The sequence below is a fragment of the Methylicorpusculum sp. genome (genome assembly GCF_030651835.1).
Taxonomy (GTDB): domain Bacteria; phylum Pseudomonadota; class Gammaproteobacteria; order Methylococcales; family Methylomonadaceae; genus Methylicorpusculum.
This window is the reverse complement of the sequence record NZ_JAUSBX010000150.1, coordinates 31885-50673: the sequence shown is the minus strand read 5'-3', so window position 1 is coordinate 50673 and position 18789 is coordinate 31885. Positions and strand designations below refer to the sequence as shown.

Annotated in this window: 14 protein-coding genes; 6 read left to right on the top strand and 8 right to left on the bottom strand. The window is 47.5% G+C overall.

Annotated features, from left to right (window positions below; all coding sequences use genetic code 11):
* Nucleotides 1–469: 469 nt before the first annotated feature.
* The 8 genes from Q7V32_RS19605 to Q7V32_RS19570 form a co-directional block, all read right to left on the bottom strand.
* Nucleotides 470–1114, bottom strand: coding sequence for a hypothetical protein (locus Q7V32_RS19605; RefSeq protein ID WP_304898663.1), 645 nt, complete (start codon nt 1112–1114; stop codon nt 470–472).
* Nucleotides 1115–1168: 54 nt separating this feature from the next.
* Nucleotides 1169–1825, bottom strand: coding sequence for a glutathione S-transferase family protein (locus Q7V32_RS19600; RefSeq protein ID WP_304898662.1), 657 nt, complete (start codon nt 1823–1825; stop codon nt 1169–1171).
* Between the two features lie 192 nt (nt 1826–2017).
* Complete coding sequence (locus tag Q7V32_RS19595; protein ID WP_304898661.1) at nt 2018–2320, bottom strand: hypothetical protein; 303 nt, start codon at nt 2318–2320, stop codon at nt 2018–2020.
* Between the two features lie 213 nt (nt 2321–2533).
* A complete protein-coding gene (locus tag Q7V32_RS19590; RefSeq protein ID WP_304898660.1) occupies nt 2534–2944 on the bottom strand; it encodes a hypothetical protein in 411 nt (136 codons plus the stop codon).
* Complete coding sequence (locus Q7V32_RS19585) at nt 2944–4689, bottom strand: Hsp70 family protein (protein ID WP_304898659.1); 1746 nt, start codon at nt 4687–4689, stop codon at nt 2944–2946. Before Q7V32_RS19585 ends, Q7V32_RS19590 begins: the two co-directional genes overlap by 1 nt.
* Before the next feature lie 18 nt (nt 4690–4707).
* Nucleotides 4708–5358 (bottom strand): nucleotide exchange factor GrpE, encoded by a 651-nt coding sequence (locus Q7V32_RS19580; protein WP_304898658.1) that lies wholly within the window; start codon nt 5356–5358, stop codon nt 4708–4710.
* A complete protein-coding gene (locus Q7V32_RS19575; RefSeq protein ID WP_304898657.1) occupies nt 5355–5684 on the bottom strand; it encodes a DnaJ domain-containing protein in 330 nt (109 codons plus the stop codon). The genes Q7V32_RS19580 and Q7V32_RS19575 overlap by 4 nt, the downstream gene beginning before the upstream one ends.
* Nucleotides 5685–5700: 16 nt before the next feature.
* On the bottom strand, nt 5701–8208 hold the full coding sequence (locus Q7V32_RS19570) for a hypothetical protein (protein ID WP_304898656.1): 2508 nt from the start codon (nt 8206–8208) through the stop codon (nt 5701–5703).
* A 597-nt stretch (nt 8209–8805) separates the two neighbouring features.
* Between Q7V32_RS19570 and Q7V32_RS19565 the strand changes: the two genes are divergently transcribed.
* The 6 genes from Q7V32_RS19565 to Q7V32_RS19540 all read left to right on the top strand — a co-directional run bounded on the left by Q7V32_RS19565 (nt 8806) and on the right by Q7V32_RS19540 (nt 18750).
* Nucleotides 8806–10881, top strand: a complete 2076-nt coding sequence (locus tag Q7V32_RS19565; RefSeq protein WP_304898655.1) for a peptidase domain-containing ABC transporter — start codon at nt 8806–8808, stop codon at nt 10879–10881.
* Nucleotides 10882–10886: 5 nt separating this feature from the next.
* Nucleotides 10887–12197: an HlyD family secretion protein gene (locus Q7V32_RS19560; protein ID WP_304898654.1), complete on the top strand. Its 1311-nt coding sequence runs from the start codon at nt 10887–10889 to the stop codon at nt 12195–12197.
* Between the two features lie 14 nt (nt 12198–12211).
* Nucleotides 12212–13996, top strand: a complete 1785-nt coding sequence (locus Q7V32_RS19555; protein ID WP_304898653.1) for a TolC family protein — start codon at nt 12212–12214, stop codon at nt 13994–13996.
* A 13-nt stretch (nt 13997–14009) separates the two neighbouring features.
* On the top strand, nt 14010–14429 hold the full coding sequence (locus tag Q7V32_RS19550) for a hypothetical protein (protein WP_304898652.1): 420 nt from the start codon (nt 14010–14012) through the stop codon (nt 14427–14429).
* Between the two features lie 422 nt (nt 14430–14851).
* Nucleotides 14852–15634 carry a hypothetical protein gene (locus tag Q7V32_RS19545; protein WP_304898651.1) on the top strand — a complete coding sequence of 261 codons (783 nt, stop codon included), beginning with the start codon at nt 14852–14854 and terminating at the stop codon, nt 15632–15634.
* Nucleotides 15631–18750 (top strand): DEAD/DEAH box helicase, encoded by a 3120-nt coding sequence (locus Q7V32_RS19540; RefSeq protein ID WP_304898650.1) that lies wholly within the window; start codon nt 15631–15633, stop codon nt 18748–18750. The genes Q7V32_RS19545 and Q7V32_RS19540 overlap by 4 nt, the downstream gene beginning before the upstream one ends.
* The last annotated feature ends 39 nt before the right edge of the window (nt 18751–18789 follow it).

Here is an 18789-nt window from a genome sequence, read left to right as displayed (position 1 = left end):
AGAAGGTGTAGGTGATTGATTGAAAAGGCTTCTGCAACAGGGATGTTGCAGAGAGCTACAAGGATGTATTCATGCGTCCTTTGAAATCAAGCACCTACACCCAATAAAATGGGAAGGGGTGAGCAGATACCATCTTTTTTGTATTTGCTCACCCCTCAAATTTTATCCTGATTATAAAGATGTTTCAGCTCTAGCTCTTTTTCCGAAGCCGACCGCGTCATTTCGGTAGGGATTGCCGAAATCCGGCCCCCCTGAATAGCTCGAAGCAGACCATCCATGGCACTGGATGCCCGTTTCGGGCATGTCGGGCTTATGGATTTAGCTAAAACAGCTTGCTAATCAGGAATTTTATTGAATGTAGGAACTTGAATGAAAAGACCTCTGCAACAGGGCGGTTGCAGAGAGCTAAAGAGAGGGGTTCACGACCATTCTCGACAGCCCCATCCTGAACTGTTGAGCTGGTAAAACGCTATTTCAATTCCTGCATAATCACTTTTAGTCTCTGCAGTACTTGCTGCTGCTTTTCAACGGTCAATTTACCGTAGTCTTCTTCAAACTGAGCCTTCGAATAATCATCGGCTGCTTTTTGTGGTGTTAATTCCGAGATACCGCAATCAGACAGCACCTTTTTGATGGGACCTTCTGCACCGTTTAAACTGATTGAACCCGTCAGAACTTTTTTGATCATCGTGGTTATGCGAACAAAGATAGCCTGGCCGGATAACATATCAGTAATAATGCTCGTTACATTTTCATCCGTATAGCCTCGTTGCTTGGAGTCATTAAATGTATTCATTTTAAGGGCAACAGGTGAACGCCGGTCTATCTGATAATCCATCTCAAAAGGCCGGTTTTGCGACGCGATCAGGGCATTGCCATCCACTACAAATTGCAGTTTGTTTTGCTTGCACATAATTTCCAGCCTGATGTTGTCGTATAAGCCGCGCTGAGGCATAGGCGACCTCACAAAGCTATAGGCAAGGTTGGTTAACCGGTCTTTTTCCTGTTGATACGTCCAAGCATTGAGTTCTGCCTGCACATTGACAGGAACTAAAAAAAAGATCAGCCATAAAGCCAACGTGAAGGGCTGACCTGAAAATCGGTTTTGTTTCATTACTTGATCCTAAAAATCAATGGGATTTAAGCTCACGCTTATACACCATTCAAACTACTTTGCTGTTTGCGCGAAAAACTGAGCCAAAGCCGCGGCCCTGTCTTTGCTGACCACTTGCGCGTGCGGGCGACTTTCCACAGCGTGGATATACGCCTCAATTCCTGGGACGTGCGCGGCAACCAGGTCCTGTCCATAGACCTTCTGGGTAGCAAATGAAACCAGTTGCAAATGCGGCCACGCCACCACATCGGCCGCGCTGAATTGATCACCCAAGGCATAAGGCGTCAGCTTCATCAGCTTAACCAAGCCATTTAAACCGGCCTCGACTTTGGCTTTAACTTCCGCTTTTGTTTCATCCGAGGCGGTGCCTCCAAAAAGCGCTTCACCGTAAAGCCTTCGCGCCTGCAACTCCACATTTAATTCAATATGTTGTATGAGCTCCCGGCATTTGGCTCTCTCATAAGCAGCCACTGGATAAAGCGACTTCTCAGGAAAATAATCTTCCAGAAATTCCAAAATCGCCTGGGACTCTGACAAATAACCCTGCTCTGTTTTGATAAACGGAATCTTGCCCAACGGCGACATCTTCAACAACGCTTCGTCCTGGCTGGGCGCTACAAATTCCTCCACAAAAGCAATCTCTTTTTCCAGCAAAGCGAACTTGATTTTATTGTAATAATTGCTGATGGCAAAACCATATAATGTAATCACGACGTTTCTCCTGATAGTGTAAAAGTTTCGTAATAATTCAGCGTGGACTAAGCTTTCCGAGGACCAACCAACCCGGCTTCATCACCTTCGTTTTGTTGACTTGCTGAACAATTACAAAGTTTCTTGAAAGGGCTTGTTAGACCCACTGCGCTAAACATATCCAGTATTTATTAGTGCAATTCCGGAATCGGCTTAAATACACACAATGTTCCTGAAGGGTACCACCTTATTTGAACACCCATTCGAATAAACAACCAAAAGCATGCCGATTAAAGTCAATACCATCAGGACAGACGCATTAGGAAACCGCAATTTTAGTTCAACTTTGTCATATTCAATGAACGCACCATTCAGAATCGTCATTCCGGCAGGGATTGCCGGAGCCGTTAGACCGCGTAAGCGAATCCAGACGCCATGGATGGCGTTAAGCTTACCGTCCCTGGCACTGGATCCCCGCTCCCGGCGGGGATGACGAGTGTATGTGTAATCTGACAAAGTAGAATTAAGAAGGCGGACAGTTTTCAACGGCTCTATTTATGTTTCATTTTGGATATTCCCCTCGAACCGTTATTCCATCAGAGCGCAAGAACAACAGATGTTAAGGCGTAGAAATAGGATCCAGGATCACTATGTGACCTTAAAACCGTCTGCCGGTCATATATCATGCAGAATGTGGAGCTGGAATTTCGGAGAGTTTTATACCGATGCTCAACCTTGCCAATCCTGCAAAGCCCCCGCATCCCCGACCGATAAATAATCAATCAAATCCTGAAATCTTGAAAGGGCTTCATTGTCGCCATGCAATGCGCGTAAAACGGCAAGCGTTTGGCGTGCGTTTTGCCAGTCCTGTTGAGCCAGACCCTCATAGAGCGCCCGGTATTGATGGTGGACTAAAAATTGCCGAAAAACCTGAGCCGCCCGGGTCTGTTTTAAACTTAATGACCGGTTGAGCGCTTGTACGGCAACATCCGGTTTATTCGCACACATCATCTGCCACGCGGTAGACAACCACTCCCCTGCTAACCGTTCGCAGCCCATGACTCGGCCCAGATCGGCGCCACAGCGGGAACAGAGGGAATCCCCGCTCAAGCGGGCATTACAACAGGGACACCGCTGCATTACGATTCCAGGTAATAGATGATATCGCTCAGTTGCTCTACCGGTTCCTGCAAGCCCGGCTCATCGCCGGCTTCGATACAGGCTCCGATTTTTTCGATCAAATCGATCATGTCTTCCTTGTCTTCAGCTGAAACCACATCGAACAGGGTTTCGGCTTTTTTGATCAGTTGTCGGGCCGCCGCGATAGCGTCGGAGTCTGACACGGTTTCTAACAAGGTGTCTTCAGCATCATTTTGTCCGAATAAGCCAGCGATACGGTGCTTGGCACTGCTCAACTCCTCGGCCGCAAACCGGGAAATCACATTGTTGATCGTGATCGACTTTTCCAGTCCGGTGGCTTTTTCCTGCGCTGAGACCTGCAACATACCATTGAGATCCAGCGCCAAAGTCAGCGTGATGATATTACCTGCAGGAACATTCTGCAGATCCTCAACCATAAATTCTCCGATTTTGATGTTGTTCAGCGCATCCGGATCTTCACCTTGGTAAACAGTAACCTCAACCATTTTCTGACCATCCTGATAGGTCATAAAGGCTTCGGATTTGCGGGCAGGCAGCACGCTGTTCTTATGAATAATCGGAATGAACTGATAAGGGTAAACTTCACCGTCCAAATAACCCAGCGCACTGGTTCCATAAGTATAAGGCGTGACATCGACCAACACGGTGTCAACTTGCTGGCCGTTGATCATCGCGGCCTGAATGGCGGCCCCCATCGCAACGCATAAATCAGGATCCACTTCACTGTGCGGCTCGAAACCAAATTCATCAAAGAGACGTTCGCGAACGCAAGGCGTGCGCGTAGACCCGCCGACCAGAATGATTTCATCAATATCCGAAGCGGTAAGTTTTGCGCCTTTGAGTGCAATATGAACAGCATCGATGGTCGCGTTGATATAATCTTCGATCATGTCCTCGTAGTCCATCCGCGACAATTCCAGCGTCAGATGGATAGTAGAGCCTTCATGTTCGAATAAATATTCCTCATTGATCTGGGCATAGGGCTCATCGGACAACTGCATTTTGGCATTTTCGGCGGCCCGGTTAATCCGCGCAGAAGCCTTGCTGTGTTGTGCGATTTCGATGCCGTGCTGTTGGCGAATATGATCCTGGATATAGCCGATAATCTGCTGATCGAAATCATCGCCGCCGAGATGATTGTCCCCATGGCTGGATAAGACTTCCACGACCCCCGATTGAACATTGACCACCGAGACATCGAAGGTGCCGCCGCCCAGATCGTAAACCAGCATACGTTTGGGCTCGCTTTGATCGGCACCGTAGGTCAGCGCTGCCGCTGTCGGTTCATTGATCATACGCACCACTTCAAGTCCGGCTATTTCGCCTGCCTCGCGCGTGGCTTGACGCTGGGCATCAGAAAAATAAGCGGGAACCGTAATCACCGCTTTGCTAATCGCTTGTCCAATATACTGTTCGGCAATTGATTTAAGGCGTTTCAGGATAATTGCAGAAATTTCCTGCGGAGAATAAGAGTGACCGGCCATCACAACATGGGTATCCTGACCCATCAAACGCTTGATCGATTTAACGGTGCGTTCAGGATAGATCAGGTATTGATTGCGCGCTGTTTCTCCGGTCAAAATTTCACCGTTATCGCCGATGCCGACAAATGACGGCACAATTTTTTTGCCTGACTCGGCAATGACATGCACTTTTCCGTTTTCTACAATGGCCACTTCGGAGTTAGTGGTTCCCAGGTCGATCCCGATAATAATTTCGTTCATAAGTAGGAGAGTAATTTTTTAGAGTTTATTGACTTTGACTTCAGCCAGCCGCAAGACCTGGTCTTCAAATAGAAATCCTTTGCGCAGTTCCTCAAGCACAACACCGTTTTCAAGCGTGGCGTCATGACCGATTTCCAAAGTTCGCATGGTGTGAGCGTCAAACTGCTTACCGGCAGATTCTATAGGATAAACACGTTGCCTTTGCAGCCATTGCTCAAAGCGCTTCAGCGTGATTTCCTGGCCTTGCCCAAAGCTTTTTATAAAACGAACATCCTGTTTCTTGGAATGCTTGAACAGCGCATCAACCGGCTTATAGTTTTGCAAAATACGATAACCTTCAGCCAAGCGGTCATAGATGTCGATGATATCCAAAAGCAGGGTGCGTTGCACATCCCGCTTTTGTTGCAGCATCCGTTCGGCAACCGCAGAGAGTTGTGCCGCCATCGCCTGATTATCGGCTTGCAGTGTCGTCAATGCCTCACTCAACGTATCCAGCGTCGCTTTAAACTGACGTGATTCAGCTTTGACCTCACTTTTCAATCCGGCCAGATCACTAAATAATCCGGCCAAATCCGGCTGATTGACAGCCGTCAAATGAGCAAAATCGGTTTGTTCCAGATAGTGTTGCAAGGTATCGAGCAACTCGCTGTGGGAAGTATAGGTAGTCATGATTTTTTAGGCAATGGGGCTATTTTTTCCAAATGACCCGCACTCAACAATTTAAAAAAATCGTCTATTGAAAACGGCTGCAATGGAGTTTGCTGACGGAAGGCACGGTTCAATAAATCGTTAAAATCGGCCGGCTGAAAATTGAAGAGTGCGTAGTTCAAACGACTGTTTTCATCTTTGACGGTTTCATACGCTTCCTGTATCTGCTGAAAAACGGCCTGGTCCCTGTCCGGTGGATTGCTCCTGACTTTTTGCAGGTAGGCTTGTTTGATTTCTGCATCGGTTGCCTGCTCGGCAACATCAAGTATCTCAAAAGGTGATGTCATGTTGTAACCGCTTTGCTTAAAAGAATGGAAACGAGGATTTCGGCATATCACTTTCGTCGAAGTAGGCCACAATGTCATCCATCGTTATGCCTATATCCATCTGTAATTCATACGCCGCATAAAATAGAGCAGCGCATGTCACGAACAATTGATCATTCGCCAAAAAATCTTGTGAAAACGGGCTGATTTTTTTCCGGCATTGACTAAAACAGAATGCTAAAACCTGATCCGGTGTATTTTGCTTCATAACCGACGCCAGTTTTTTCGTGATTTTTTGCAAATCCGAATCCGACAAATGACCGAATAAGTGCGTGATGGCATCGTCCTCATCGTCGTCCTCGTATGGCTCATATTGATCAAACAGATCTTCAATAAAGCTCAATGGATTTAAAAAGTTTTCAATTTCGGCAATAAATCGGCGGATTAATTGAGCGGTCCGCTGATCGTTTTCTCTTAAAGCATCATCAAGACTGTCTTTCAAGCGGTAAAAATCGAGCATATCAACGCGCGCCGGACTGCCATTGGCTCCCGCATAGATCTTATAGTATCTCCAGACCGGTTTATGCCATCGACCTAAAGCCAATTTGGCGCAGTGCCTCAACAATTCGAAATGCTGAAGGCTAACCAATACCTGGCTCCATTCCAATAACAAGGCCTCGGTGTAGTCTTGTTGCTCAACCGACATTTTTATCAGTTTTTTGAATTTATCCAATGCTTTAATCAGGATTTTAAAATCACACCCTTGTTCGTCATACTGCTTGATTAAACGGATCAAACTGGACAGGCCTTGCGCCGGCAGCAAATAATCCTTTATAGGTGGTAATTGCCTCGTAACCGTCGCGACCGGCAAATCCAACAACAAGGCTTCAATCGTTGCTTGAAAATGCATGGCAAGCGGATCGGCATTCAACTTTTGCAGGGCATCGGCAATCTTTTGCAATCCCAGTTGTTTATCTTCCGCAACAAGCTCAAAAAAACCACGCATCAACTCGGTCTGAGCGCGCATTTTTTTATCGGCCAACAACTTCCCGACAGATTGAATCTCCTTGTCTACCAAATGATATTTCTTGGTTTTGATCAGCTTGCGGGCATGCGCCAGATGACTACTGACCAGCGATTGCTTGGCCAGTGTGTTGACTGGATCGATTTTTAACAAAACCTTCGCGTACTGCGAGGCTTTTTTGAATGCTTTTTTTTGCGACGAAGCTTTAATTGCAAACGTTAAAAAATCGGTATCCCGCGGGAACTGCTTGAGACAGACATCCAGCCAGCGCTGATATTCGGCAGGATCGGGAGCATGCTCATCATAATGTTTCAAGATTTTCAGAAAACTGTCCCTGTCATCCGGATCATAATTCAGACTCTCAACCAGCAGTGTGACTGTGTCTTCAGGCAGCGCCGCGCCCGTCATATGCCTAAGAATCAATGCTATTTTACGATCATTCTGCTGACCTTGGTTGTTTAGCGCCTCAATGCATTGCCTCCAGTGAGGCTCAGCATCATCCTTCATTTGATTATGTTCGCACAATAAGGCCTTGATCCGGTGTTCTTCAAACGGATTAGCGGAGCCGAAATGTTTTAGATAATCCTTACGGCCCGCCGGATAGTTTAAGAGCATGGCCTGACAAAATCGTTTTACCGAATCATCTCCAAACAGAGCGCGATAGCGAATTGCCAAATCGAATTTAAATTTATCCGTCAGCCGGCTGTGATTTTGACATAACGTATCAAGCAATTCGAGTTGCTTATTACTCAACCCTTTCGCCTTGGCAATGATTTTACGTTGCAGGGGTTCGAGGTAAAGCGCTGAATCGGTAAAGTCTTTACCCTCTTGCGTATAAGCCAGCAAAGCATCGGCAGCGGCACGATACGGCGAATTGTCAGGCAGCTTGGATAATAATTCCCGGGCCTGTTCAATTGAAGCGGGAATGGTCATCAGCCCTTTAAGTAGTGGTCGCAAATCACGGAACGCCGAGCGGAACGGCAATTTTTTTAAAACGGCATCAAGCTGTACAGGATTGTTTTCACGGCAAGCGGTCAAAGCTTCCCGGATTAATCCCAAGTGCATGATAAAAACCGAGTCTTGCGGCAATTGCTCGGCTATGACGGGCTGATCAGTCAGGATAAGAAAACCCAGGAAGACAGCAAGGTCGGAATATTTCTCATCCAGTTGTTCCTTGGTTAGCAGAGCAATCGCCGCCAAAGCTTTCTTGATATTTTTAGTCGACAACAACCAGACAATGTAGTCATCAAAATTTGCCAGAGGGGGCTCGGCTAACTCCGCGTAATTTTCCCATAAAATGACAGCTTCCTTGACCTGCCCTTTTACCGCAAAATTCAGCGCTCTTTGTAAATAGCATTGCGCTAGTTGCTGCCGCCAGGAAGCATTTTCAGAATGCTTCAGCAACTCTTTGTAAATGTCACTTGCTTCTTTAAAACGGTGCGCCAAAAAGTGAGCCGATGCTTTTTGCTCCAGGGCAGTTTGGGATAGACCTGAGTTATCAGAGGGGCGTGCTATGTTCATTTGGAGGAAAATCTAAAGATGCGAATCCGGTTATGTTAATTGACCTTATATAAACGGGCAAGGCCGCTATCCAATCAAGGAGATTAAATATCTCGCAGCAATTGTCAATTTGAAGAGAAAAAAGGGCTGGGGGGAAGCTTTTTGAGGATGTCGGCAGCAGGGCAGATTTTTATTCCGGACAAAATCTGCATTTCCACCGTCCTTGGCGGTCAGATGCTGCAGCCAAGATCCCATGGAAGGGGTTATGACGTTCCTCAAAAGGCTTTTTCCAGCCCAAAATGACGCCGAAAAGATCAAACGGAGAATTGCTGAGTATCTCGACATACCCTTTGCCACCAAAATCTCGATGATAAAATGAATGTCTTTGCAGAGGTGTCATACGGTAAAATCAAAACTCAAGGCAAGATCCGTTCGTAAGGAATGTGAAAGCCATTTGAGTTATCTTGCTCTAGATATGTGGATAGGGTTTGAACTAGCTTGTTTAGTATGGATCCTTAACCGCGATGCTGTATTTGATTTACGAGACATAAGCCCAATATAACCCATAATAATACCTTCTCTCCGATAGCCTAAGACGACCGTCATACTCAACTCACTATGTCTCAAACCAGATCCCCCGTCTTTTGGACGCTGTTCGATGTGCTTCTCTCCGAAATGGGCAGCTCCGCTCATGAAAAAGGACTACGTCATGATTATGAGCTGACTGCCGTCAATTTATTGGAAGGCCTGACCGAAACAGCAGCCACTCTGGGACTGGACATCAAAGAGTGTTTGCTAAACTGCGAACAAGCCGTTGACGGTTCCGGCAATCTGACCCCGCTGATCAAACCCTTGGAAAACGGTGAGTGGCTGGTAGTCTCCGGATTTAGCCGCGGTCGGATAAAAATTACGATAGTCAACGAAGCCGAGGTCAACCGGCGCCTGGTCAATCTCAATGAACTGCAAACCTTGCTGCAAACTACACCTGAGCGCCTGCTGGAATGGTTTGCTGTTGAGCTAAAATCACCCATCGAAGCATCATCTCATCATGGCGAACACCACATGCCGCCTCTGCGGCGTCTTATTGCGATGGTAAAAGTCGAACAAAAGGATTTATGGAGAGTGGTCCTATTAGCCGGCGCCTCCGGATTACTGAGCTTGGCAACGCCTGCCGCAGTTCAATCTCTGGTTAATACGGTTGCCCTAGGCGGCATGATGCAGCCTTTAACCGTTTTATCGTTCATGCTGTTTATCTTTCTGACCTTTTACGGCGCCGTTTCAATTTTACAGTCTTATATAGTAGAGCTGATCCAGCGCCGCGTATTCGTCAGAATGGCCGCAGATCTGGCTTATCGCCTGCCCCGGGTCAAATGGTCCGTCTACGACGAAAAAAACGGCGCTGAACTCGTCAACCGTTTTTTTGATGTATTGACCGTGCAAAAAGCCGGTGCGTTTTTAATGCTGGACGGTTTTTCGATGGCGCTGCAAAGCACTATCGGTTTATTTGTGCTGGCCGCTTATCACCCGACTCTTATGCTCTTTGATGCGCTGGTGGTGAGTTGGTTAGCCTTTGTCATTTTTATTCAGGGCCGGAAAGGTGTCTCTACCTCTATCAACGAATCAATCGCTAAATACGAGGTTGTCGCTTGGCTGGAAACCCTTGCCAGAAATGGTCATATGTTTAAATTTTCCGGCGGCCCGGAATTAGCAAAAGAACGGACCGATAAACTGGCTTATGAATACCTGAATTCACGCAAAGCGCATTACGGGATTTTACTCAATCAGCATATCAGTCTTTATGCGCTATATGCAGTTGCGGGAACGGCTTTGCTGGCTGTTGGCGGCCTGCTGGTTATGGAGGGACAGCTCAGTTTAGGTCAACTGGTTGCAGCAGAACTGATCGTTTCGGGCGTACTGTTGTCGTTTTCGAAATTAAAAAAGCAGTTGGAAAGCTATTACGACTTAATGGCCGGTGTTGATAAGTTAGGTCATTTGCTCGACTTGCCGGTTGAGCGTGAATCAGGGGAAATAATGACATGGGCAGGACCGACCTCGATAGCAGTGCATGATTTGACTTATGCCTATCCAAACGGCCATATACCCATACAACACTTAAGCTTTTCAATCAGCGCCGGAGAGACCGTAGCGCTTACAGGAAACTTAGGCGCGGGCAAATCCACGTTAGCGGACTTATTGACCGGTTTACGCCAGCCCCAAAAAGGCCGTATTGAAATTAACCAATTGGATTCTCGGGAAATTAAACTCGAAAGCGTTCGAAAGCAGATTGCGGTGATTGGTCATAACGAAATCATTGAAGAGTCGATTCTGGAAAATATTCGTTTGAGTCGTCCCGAAATTACCGTTACACAGGTGCGCAACCTTTTAAACCGCTTGCAACTCATGTCCGAAATCACCCAATTCCCGGCAGGACTCTATACCCAGCTGAGTCCAAGCGGTTCGCCTCTTTCCTCTTCTCAGATCAAGCATCTTATGATTGCCAGAGCCGTCATAAGCAATCCCGGACTGTTAATCATCGATGGCCTTCTGGATGATTGGCATAACTTCGGTAGCAGCGAGGCCAAACAAATTCTATTCAGCGAAAATGCGCCCTGGACTTTGCTGATATTGACCAGTTCCGAGTCCGTCATGCAGCTTTGCCAGCGCGTCATCAATCTTCAGCCCGCTAACGGATGATGAACATGTCTGATAATACATCGCAACTTTCGGTGATTAGCGCCTGCCAGACACCACGACTGGTCGGACGCATTGTTTTTATCTTTGCCTGGCTGTTCATCCTGGTACCGGTTTTCACCTTGTTTCTGCCTTGGCAGCAAAACATCAACGGTACAGGTATTGTTTCTGCGTTTATGCCGGTTGAACGGCAGCAAACGATTGAATCACCGGTTTCAGGGCGCATCATGCGCTGGCATGTTAAAGAAGGTGCAAAAGTCAAAAAAGGCGATTTACTGGTCGAAGTCAGCGACATCGACCCGCAATTACCGGAACGCCTGAGACGGCAACGAGAAGCCAACGAGGCCAAATTAGTCGCCAAGCAGCGTGAATTTGATGCCTACAAGGTGCAGATCGAACAACTGGAAACCGTCCGTGACATGAAAGTCATCACTGCCCAATACAAACTGGACATGGCCAGACAAAAAGCGCTTTCGGCAAACGAATCACTGGCTTCCGCACAAGCTACTCAGGAAACAGCAGCTCAGCAGCAAAACCGGCTAACACGTTTGCTCAATGACGGCCTTGTTTCACAGAGAGATTTTGAAGTGGCCGAGCGCGATTCAATTATAGCCAGGCGTTCTCTGAATAGCGCACAAGCCGCATTACAGTCGGCCCAAGCCGAACAAAGTGCCGCACAAGCCGATATCAATCAAATCCGCGCCGATGCGCAGGCCAAAATCGATTCGACTACCGCATCAATTAGCAAAGTAAGCAGCGAATTGGCCGATATTCGCAACAGTCTGGTCAGCAACGACGTCAATATTTCACGTCAAAACGCACAGAAAATCACCGCCACGCAAGATGGCAGCGTCCTGCGCTTGTTAATGAATCCGCAGGGACACTATGTCAAACAAGGCGACCCGCTGATGATCTTGGTACCCCATTCCACCGATCGTGCCGTTGAAGTATGGGTTTCAGGAAATGATGCGCCGCTGATTTTGCCGGGTCATCATGCCCGGCTGATGTTTGAAGGCTGGCCGGCTGTCCAGTTTGTCGGCTGGCCGGAAGTGGCTGTGGGCACCTTTGGCGGCACGGTTGCTTTTGTTGATGCCAGTGATAACGGTCAGGGCAAATTTCGCGTACTGATTGTTCCTGATGAGCATGATCACCTTTGGCCTTCCGAGCGTTTTCTGCGTCAGGGCGGCGCGGTAAAAGCCTGGATTTTGCTGGAGCAAGTCAGTATCGGTTATGAAATATGGCGACAACTGAACGGCTTTCCACCCATGCTGACACCGGAGCATCCTTATAAAGACCTTGGCAGAAAACCGTCCAAATAGCCTGATTACTGATCATGCGTTTTAAAATTAGCAATACAACATCGTCTATGGCTATAGATAACTCGCTTTCAGGCTATGTGACTGCTTGCGCCCTGGTGTTCTTATCAGGCTGTACTGCGTATTTCGATACCGGGCCCAAAGCGGATCTTTCCCAAAAAGTCGTTCGACGCATGCAAAACGATGAAAGCCTGCCGCTTCCTGAGCTGTCTAAAACGCCGCCTAAAACGATGGAAACAGCCATCACAGAAGCCAAAACCCGGCAGCAACCATTGAAACTGGAGGCGCCGCCCGTTATTTTAGAAAAAACGAAAACCGGATCCGGCGATGAAAACAAGCAACTGTCGATCGCCGAAGCCCGCAGTATGGCGCTGGAAAACAACCTGGACTTGAAAATCGCGCTGATCGAACCGTCTATTGCCGCGACTTATGTCAGCGAAGAGGAAGCCAAGTTTGATGATCTGATTTTTGCCAATGCCAAATATGCCAACAAGAGTACGCCGTTACTTGACGGCGACGTGGTCAGTTTCAAACCGGTGGATAAAAACTCGCCACTGAAGAATGAAAGAGCCAAGCTGAATATGTTGCCGCAGGATACCGAACAACTGGACATTGAAGCTGGGATAATCATTCCGCTGCGAACCGGCGGAAAAATCACGCTGTCCAGTCCGCTTAACAATAAAGAAACCAGCCGCTATGTGCCATCGGATCAATACCTGGGCGCGTTACGCTTTTCAATGAGCCAGCCTTTGTTGCGCGATGCCGGAATTGCAACCAATGTGGCCGGCATACGCATTGCCCGTTATGAACAGGACATTACCGATCTTAAAACCCGGTTGCAAAGCATTCGGGTGCTGGCCGCTATCGACAAGGCCTACTGGGCACTTTACGCCGCCTGGGGCGAGTTGGACATTCGCCGTCAGCAATATGAAATTGCCAGCCAGAATTTGGCGATGGTCAGGCGCCGGGTTGCCGAGGGACTAACCGCTGCAATTGAAACAAACAGAGCCGAAATAGGCGTTGCCGAACGCATGGAGACCTTAATTGTTGCAAAAACCAAACTCAAACTGAGTCAGCGAAAACTGTTGCAGTTTTTAAATGACAGCCGCTACGACCTGGATACGGCCACCCTTTTGGTTCCGGCGACCCCGCCAACCCTGTTAAGTTTTGATTTCGACAGGAATGAATTGGCAAAAAAAGCCCTGGAAGGCCGTCTGGAATTACTGGAGATGGAACTCAAACTGGCCGCCGATTCAACCAAGATTGATTATCTGGAAAACCAGACCCTGCCGATGTTCATGCTCGATTACAGCTACGGCTCACAAGGCCGCAACGATGATTTTGGCAACGCCTATTCCGATGCATTTGGGGGGCAATATGATGACTGGTCTATTGGCTTAAAAGTCGAAATACCATTAACCAACGAATTACGTAAATCACGATTGAACCGCGCGGTCCAGCAGCGCTTGCAACGCTTGACCACACGCGATCTGAAGGAATTAACGGTACGCAGGGAAATTTATGACGCGCTTGATCAAGTCGACCAAAACTGGCAACGGATCATCGCCAACCGGCAAAATGTGGTATTGGCAGGCTCAAACTACGATGCTGAACTGAAACAGTTTAACGAAGGCATCAGAACCATGACCGAAGTGCTCGAGACCTTAACCAAACTGGGCGATGCACAAACCAAAGAAGTCAAAGCCATTTCCGATTATCAGGTTGCGCTCATCGATCTGGCTTACGCCACAGGCACCTTGTTAGGCTACAGCAAGGTGGATATGGGTCAAGGCTTGCAATGACAAAGCGGACATCGTGAAACAAATAATCATTCAACAACCCATCAAGAGCAAATTAATTGCCGCCACGCTGACTTGTCTCATTTCACTCATTACCATCACGCCGCTGTGCGGCTTTCTGTTTCAATGCGGCTGCAATTGGCCCTGGCTAGGACTGGATGCCGGGTGCAATTATTACAAACCCCATGCTGAACACACCTGCCCTTGGTGCGCGTCGATGATAACGGGCATCCTGGCAACAGGATTGGCGACCCTTTCGGGCATGTTAGCAGCCACTTTAGCACCTCTAACACAAATGAAACTGCCAAATGCAATTGAAGTCGTCGCAAGAACTTCATTAGGCTTGTCATTGTTTCTCCTTTTGGCCGTCCTGACAGCCGCCATAGCGGCTGTCAGTCAGGCTTACCCGCTGGGAATAGGCCTGTATTTAAATTAAACAACAAAGGACATAAGCTATTTTTTCAGGGTATTCTTAATCTGAAGTTGACAAGCATAATAGCAACCGCTTAGCACTGAAGCTTTGCATGTTGAAGTTGACTGATTGCACTCGATCCGTAAATCGGAATTTGATGTCGAGACGATGATGGTAGCTTTAAATCTGCGGATTACTTTCGCCTCCGAAGCTATCGGACAGCAGTCATTGGAAAGTTGAACATTGGGTTGGTAGTTAACGACCCTGAGCTGACAGATATAATTTAATTTGCTGTGACAGGAAAAGGCAAATAAGCTGTCATTCAAAATGTGCGATTAGCTTGCGTAATCGCACATTTCGAAGGCAACAGTCCTCCGATTACGCTATCGCTAATCGGAGCTAAGCGGGCTATTACGATTTTTTTAACAACAGCAGTCAAGGCATTCGTGGAGAATTTAGCATACAGTGGTGTTGATGGAGCAGTCTCTTGGGAGGGCAAATCCTTGGAGCAATGTGACCATTACCACACCTTTTTACAAAAGGATGTTGCTGCACGTCTGCACGATCAAGCCGCCCAAGACGATTTCAAAGTGCATTTACGTGGTTTGGCGACGACAGGCTTTGCCCAAACTAGCCTTGATGCACTGTTGGCTGCCGAAACACCCGAGGGACGTGATTGGGCTGTTGCTGAAGCCTTAGCTGAAGCTTGGCTCAACCAAAAACACGGGGTTATTTGGCCTTGGAATACTGAGCGCGACAAACGCACACCCAAAGCTAGTTTGCCCGGTGCCGATTTAATTGGTTTTATTGAGTTGGGAAATGAAACCCGCCTTGTTTTTGGCGAAGTTAAAGCATCCAGCGATGTTTCATCTCCGCCCAATGTGATGAACGGGCGCGGCGGAATGGCGCAGCAATTGGAAACGCTGGCAACAGACTTAAGCATTCTGTTTCAATTACTGCGCTACCTTCAGCCGCGCTGTAAAAACTCGCCACATGAAAACCAATTTAATGCGGCAGTTGCTTTATTTCTTCGCTCCGGCAACAAAGCCATCACCATTTTTGGTGTCTTAATCCGGGATACTGCGCCCGCTGAGAACGATTTAAAAAGTCGCGCACAACATTTATCCAAAAAGATTACTTCGCCAAGTACTTGCCACTTGCAAGCGCTTTATCTGCCACACGCCATTTCCGATTTGCCGCGCTTAGTATCCTGTGGAGCGATGTCATGAGCCACTGGTTATTGGACAGTCTGCAGGATGGTTTGGAACTAGCCCAAAACGAAGCCAATAAAGCGCTTTTGTATAAAGCCTTATTGCAAACCGCCGTCGATATTGATTTCGACCTAATCGAACGTAATGCTCAGGCTCTGGAACTAGTAGTGCTTGACTTATTGATTGATGGCATCAGCGAAGGCAATCAAGACCAATTGCGTGATTGCGCAGCAGGTGCGTTTCGATTATTCCGCGTCTTACCTGACAAACCCGAACCTATTACACAAGCGGAACAGGTGCTGCGCTACTGCGCCTTAGCTGTAATTGGCGATAAAGGTGCGGACGCTACAAGAATGCTACGCGAAAAAACTTGGCCTACATTGCCCTTGGGTTCGGTCAGTTGGGGAGAACGGACTTGGGCTACAGTTTTGGAACTTTGGCTACGTGTCATCCGCAAACACGGCTGGAAAGATCGAGATGTTGTGCTGGAACTGATTGCCGACCTGCGTCTTAGCCAAAACCAATTTGAAGCGGAATACCTGCAAACTCATTCCGGCATTAACGCCAAGATAGCGGCAATGGAACTGATCGCTTTTTATCATTTGGCAAAAGCGGCTGAAATCATGGCTTATTTTCTAACCGATGGCGTAGTTCAAGGCAGTTTTCATATTCGTCCTTTGCTGGATATGCACTTTGATCGTGCGCTGGCGGCGTTAGAACCCACCGGCTGCTCTTCGCTTGCACCGATGACCCGTTTATTGGCTGCTTGCGCTAAACAATTAACTGACAATTCGATCTGGACGGTTACTCGTGCTGTCAATTCGCGTGTCACCGCATTTGTCAGAAGTCTGGTTGACAGGGGGCGGGGCGATAAAGTGCTGTTTGATGTGCTACCTCCGCAACGCCGTGCTTTGGCAGAACAAGGTTTGTTGGGATCAAGCCGCCGTGCCGTTGTGGTCAGCTTGCCCACCTCCAGCGGTAAAACGCTGATTGCCCAGTTCCGTATTTTGCAAGCCTTAAACCAATTTGAACCCGAGCGAGGTTGGGTGGCTTATATCGCACCGACCAAAGCCTTAGTCAATCAGGTAGCGCGGCGTTTACGAAGAGATTTTGAACCTTTGGGTGTTAGCGTTGAGCAAGTTAGCCCGGCTTTGGAAATTGACGGCATCGAAACCAAGCTACTGCATGAACAAGATGAACGTCGGGCATTCCGCGTGCTCGTGACCACACCTGAAAAACTCGACCTGATGTTAAGACAGGATTTAGAAACCAAAGTCGGGCGGCCTTTAACTTTGGTGGTGGTCGATGAAGCCCACACTCTTCAGGATAAAACCAGAGGCTTGCGTTTGGAGTTGTTGCTGGCTACCATCAATAAAGAATGCCAACATGCGCAATTTTTGCTTCTGACTCCTTTTATCAAGAACGCCCGTGAAGTAGCGCGTTGGCTGGGCGGGGCTAATTCACAGGACATCAGTTTAAGCCTTGATTGGCAACCGAATGATCGGGTTATCGGCATCGTTAATGCCGAAAAAATCCCGAATGGCAAGCGTCATTCGTATCAACTGCAATTCAAACCAAAACACACGACACGAAAAACTTTAAGTATTGATGCCAAGCTTGCTTTGCCCAAAGAAGCAAACGACCGTCAAAGTTATAGCCAGATCAATAATCAGAGCAGCTTAGCCGCATTAACAGCGCAAAGCTTAAAGCAGCGCGGCTCAATCATTCTGATGCACGTTCGCCCCGATTGGGTCTGGACGCTTGCGGACAAGCTAAAGCTAGATTGCAATCATCGTTCGGCGCTTTCCAAAAATATCCGCTTAGTGCAAGACTTTTTGCGTTTGGAATATGATGAAGGTTTCCCGCTAATTGATTTACTGAACTATGGCATCGGTGTTCATCACAGCGGTTTGTCGGATGAAACCAGAGTTTTGATGGAATGGCTGATTGAAAATAACGAGATTGATTTTTTAGCCGCCACCACCACGATTGCCCAAGGCGTCAATTTTCCGGTTGCAGGTGTTGTCATGGCTGCGCATCAATACCCTTACGGGCAAGACATGCCGCCGGAAGATTTTTGGAATATTGCAGGCCGTGCCGGAAGGGTCGATCAAGGTAGTTTAGGCGTGGTGGCTTTAGTTGCCGATAAGGACGATAAAGTGCAAAAGCTGGCAAAGTTTATCGACGAGCAAAGCGGAGATTTGAATTCGGCATTGATTGGCATGGTAAGTGAGGCCGAAGACTTGCTGGCTGATTTAGGAGGTATTGTTTATCGACATCCAGAATGGTCTTCTTTTTTGCAATATTTAACCCACACTTACCGCCAAATGGATTGCCCGCCTGATTTTATCGATAAAATCGAAGAAATCCTGCGAGGCACTTTTGGTTTTGAACATTTGCGCCATAAAAATTTAACTAAAGCGAATACTCTGCTCAGTGGGATTAGAAGTTACATTGACTACTTCCAGCAGTCCGGCCAACCACTCAAGCTAGTGGACAGCACGGGTTTTTCCCTACAAAGCATTAGAACGGCACTTAAAGCAGTAAACGAGCAAGGCATTAAAGAAAGCGTTTGGAACAGCGAAACCTTGTTCCAGAAAGACAACACTGATCTGCAAAAAATGATGGGCGTTTTGCTGAAAGTGCCCGAGTTGCGCGGTAACCTTAATGAGGTTACCGGCGGACAAAACCCTGACGGTCAAAAACTGGCCTTAATTTTAAAAGATTGGGTCAACGGTATTCCTGTACAAGCGATAGCCAAAACCCATTTTGCCGATGATATAACCAAATGCGGCCAGAATTTGTTTGGTAAATTGACTCAAACCGCTTCCTGGGGTTTGGGGGCTTTGTTGTCCATGACCGCTGGAGAACTTGAAGAAGACAGCCCCTTGCGCAATTTACCTTCTCGCGCTTACTACGGTGTCAATGATGACAACGCCATCGCTTTGCGTTTGTTGGGTGTTCCTCGTATGGCGGCCATCCCCTTAGCCAACACAATGGGAGCAATTGGGAAACAATCTTTATCTGAAGTTAGGGACAAACTGAGTCAAATGGAGGCTAAAGCATGGGTTAATGCTTTGGGTAATGAATCAGGGCGTATTTATTATGCAATTTGGAAGCAACTCGAAAGTTAGCGTTATTAGCAAGTAGCCTTGATGGAATCGAGTATTCGA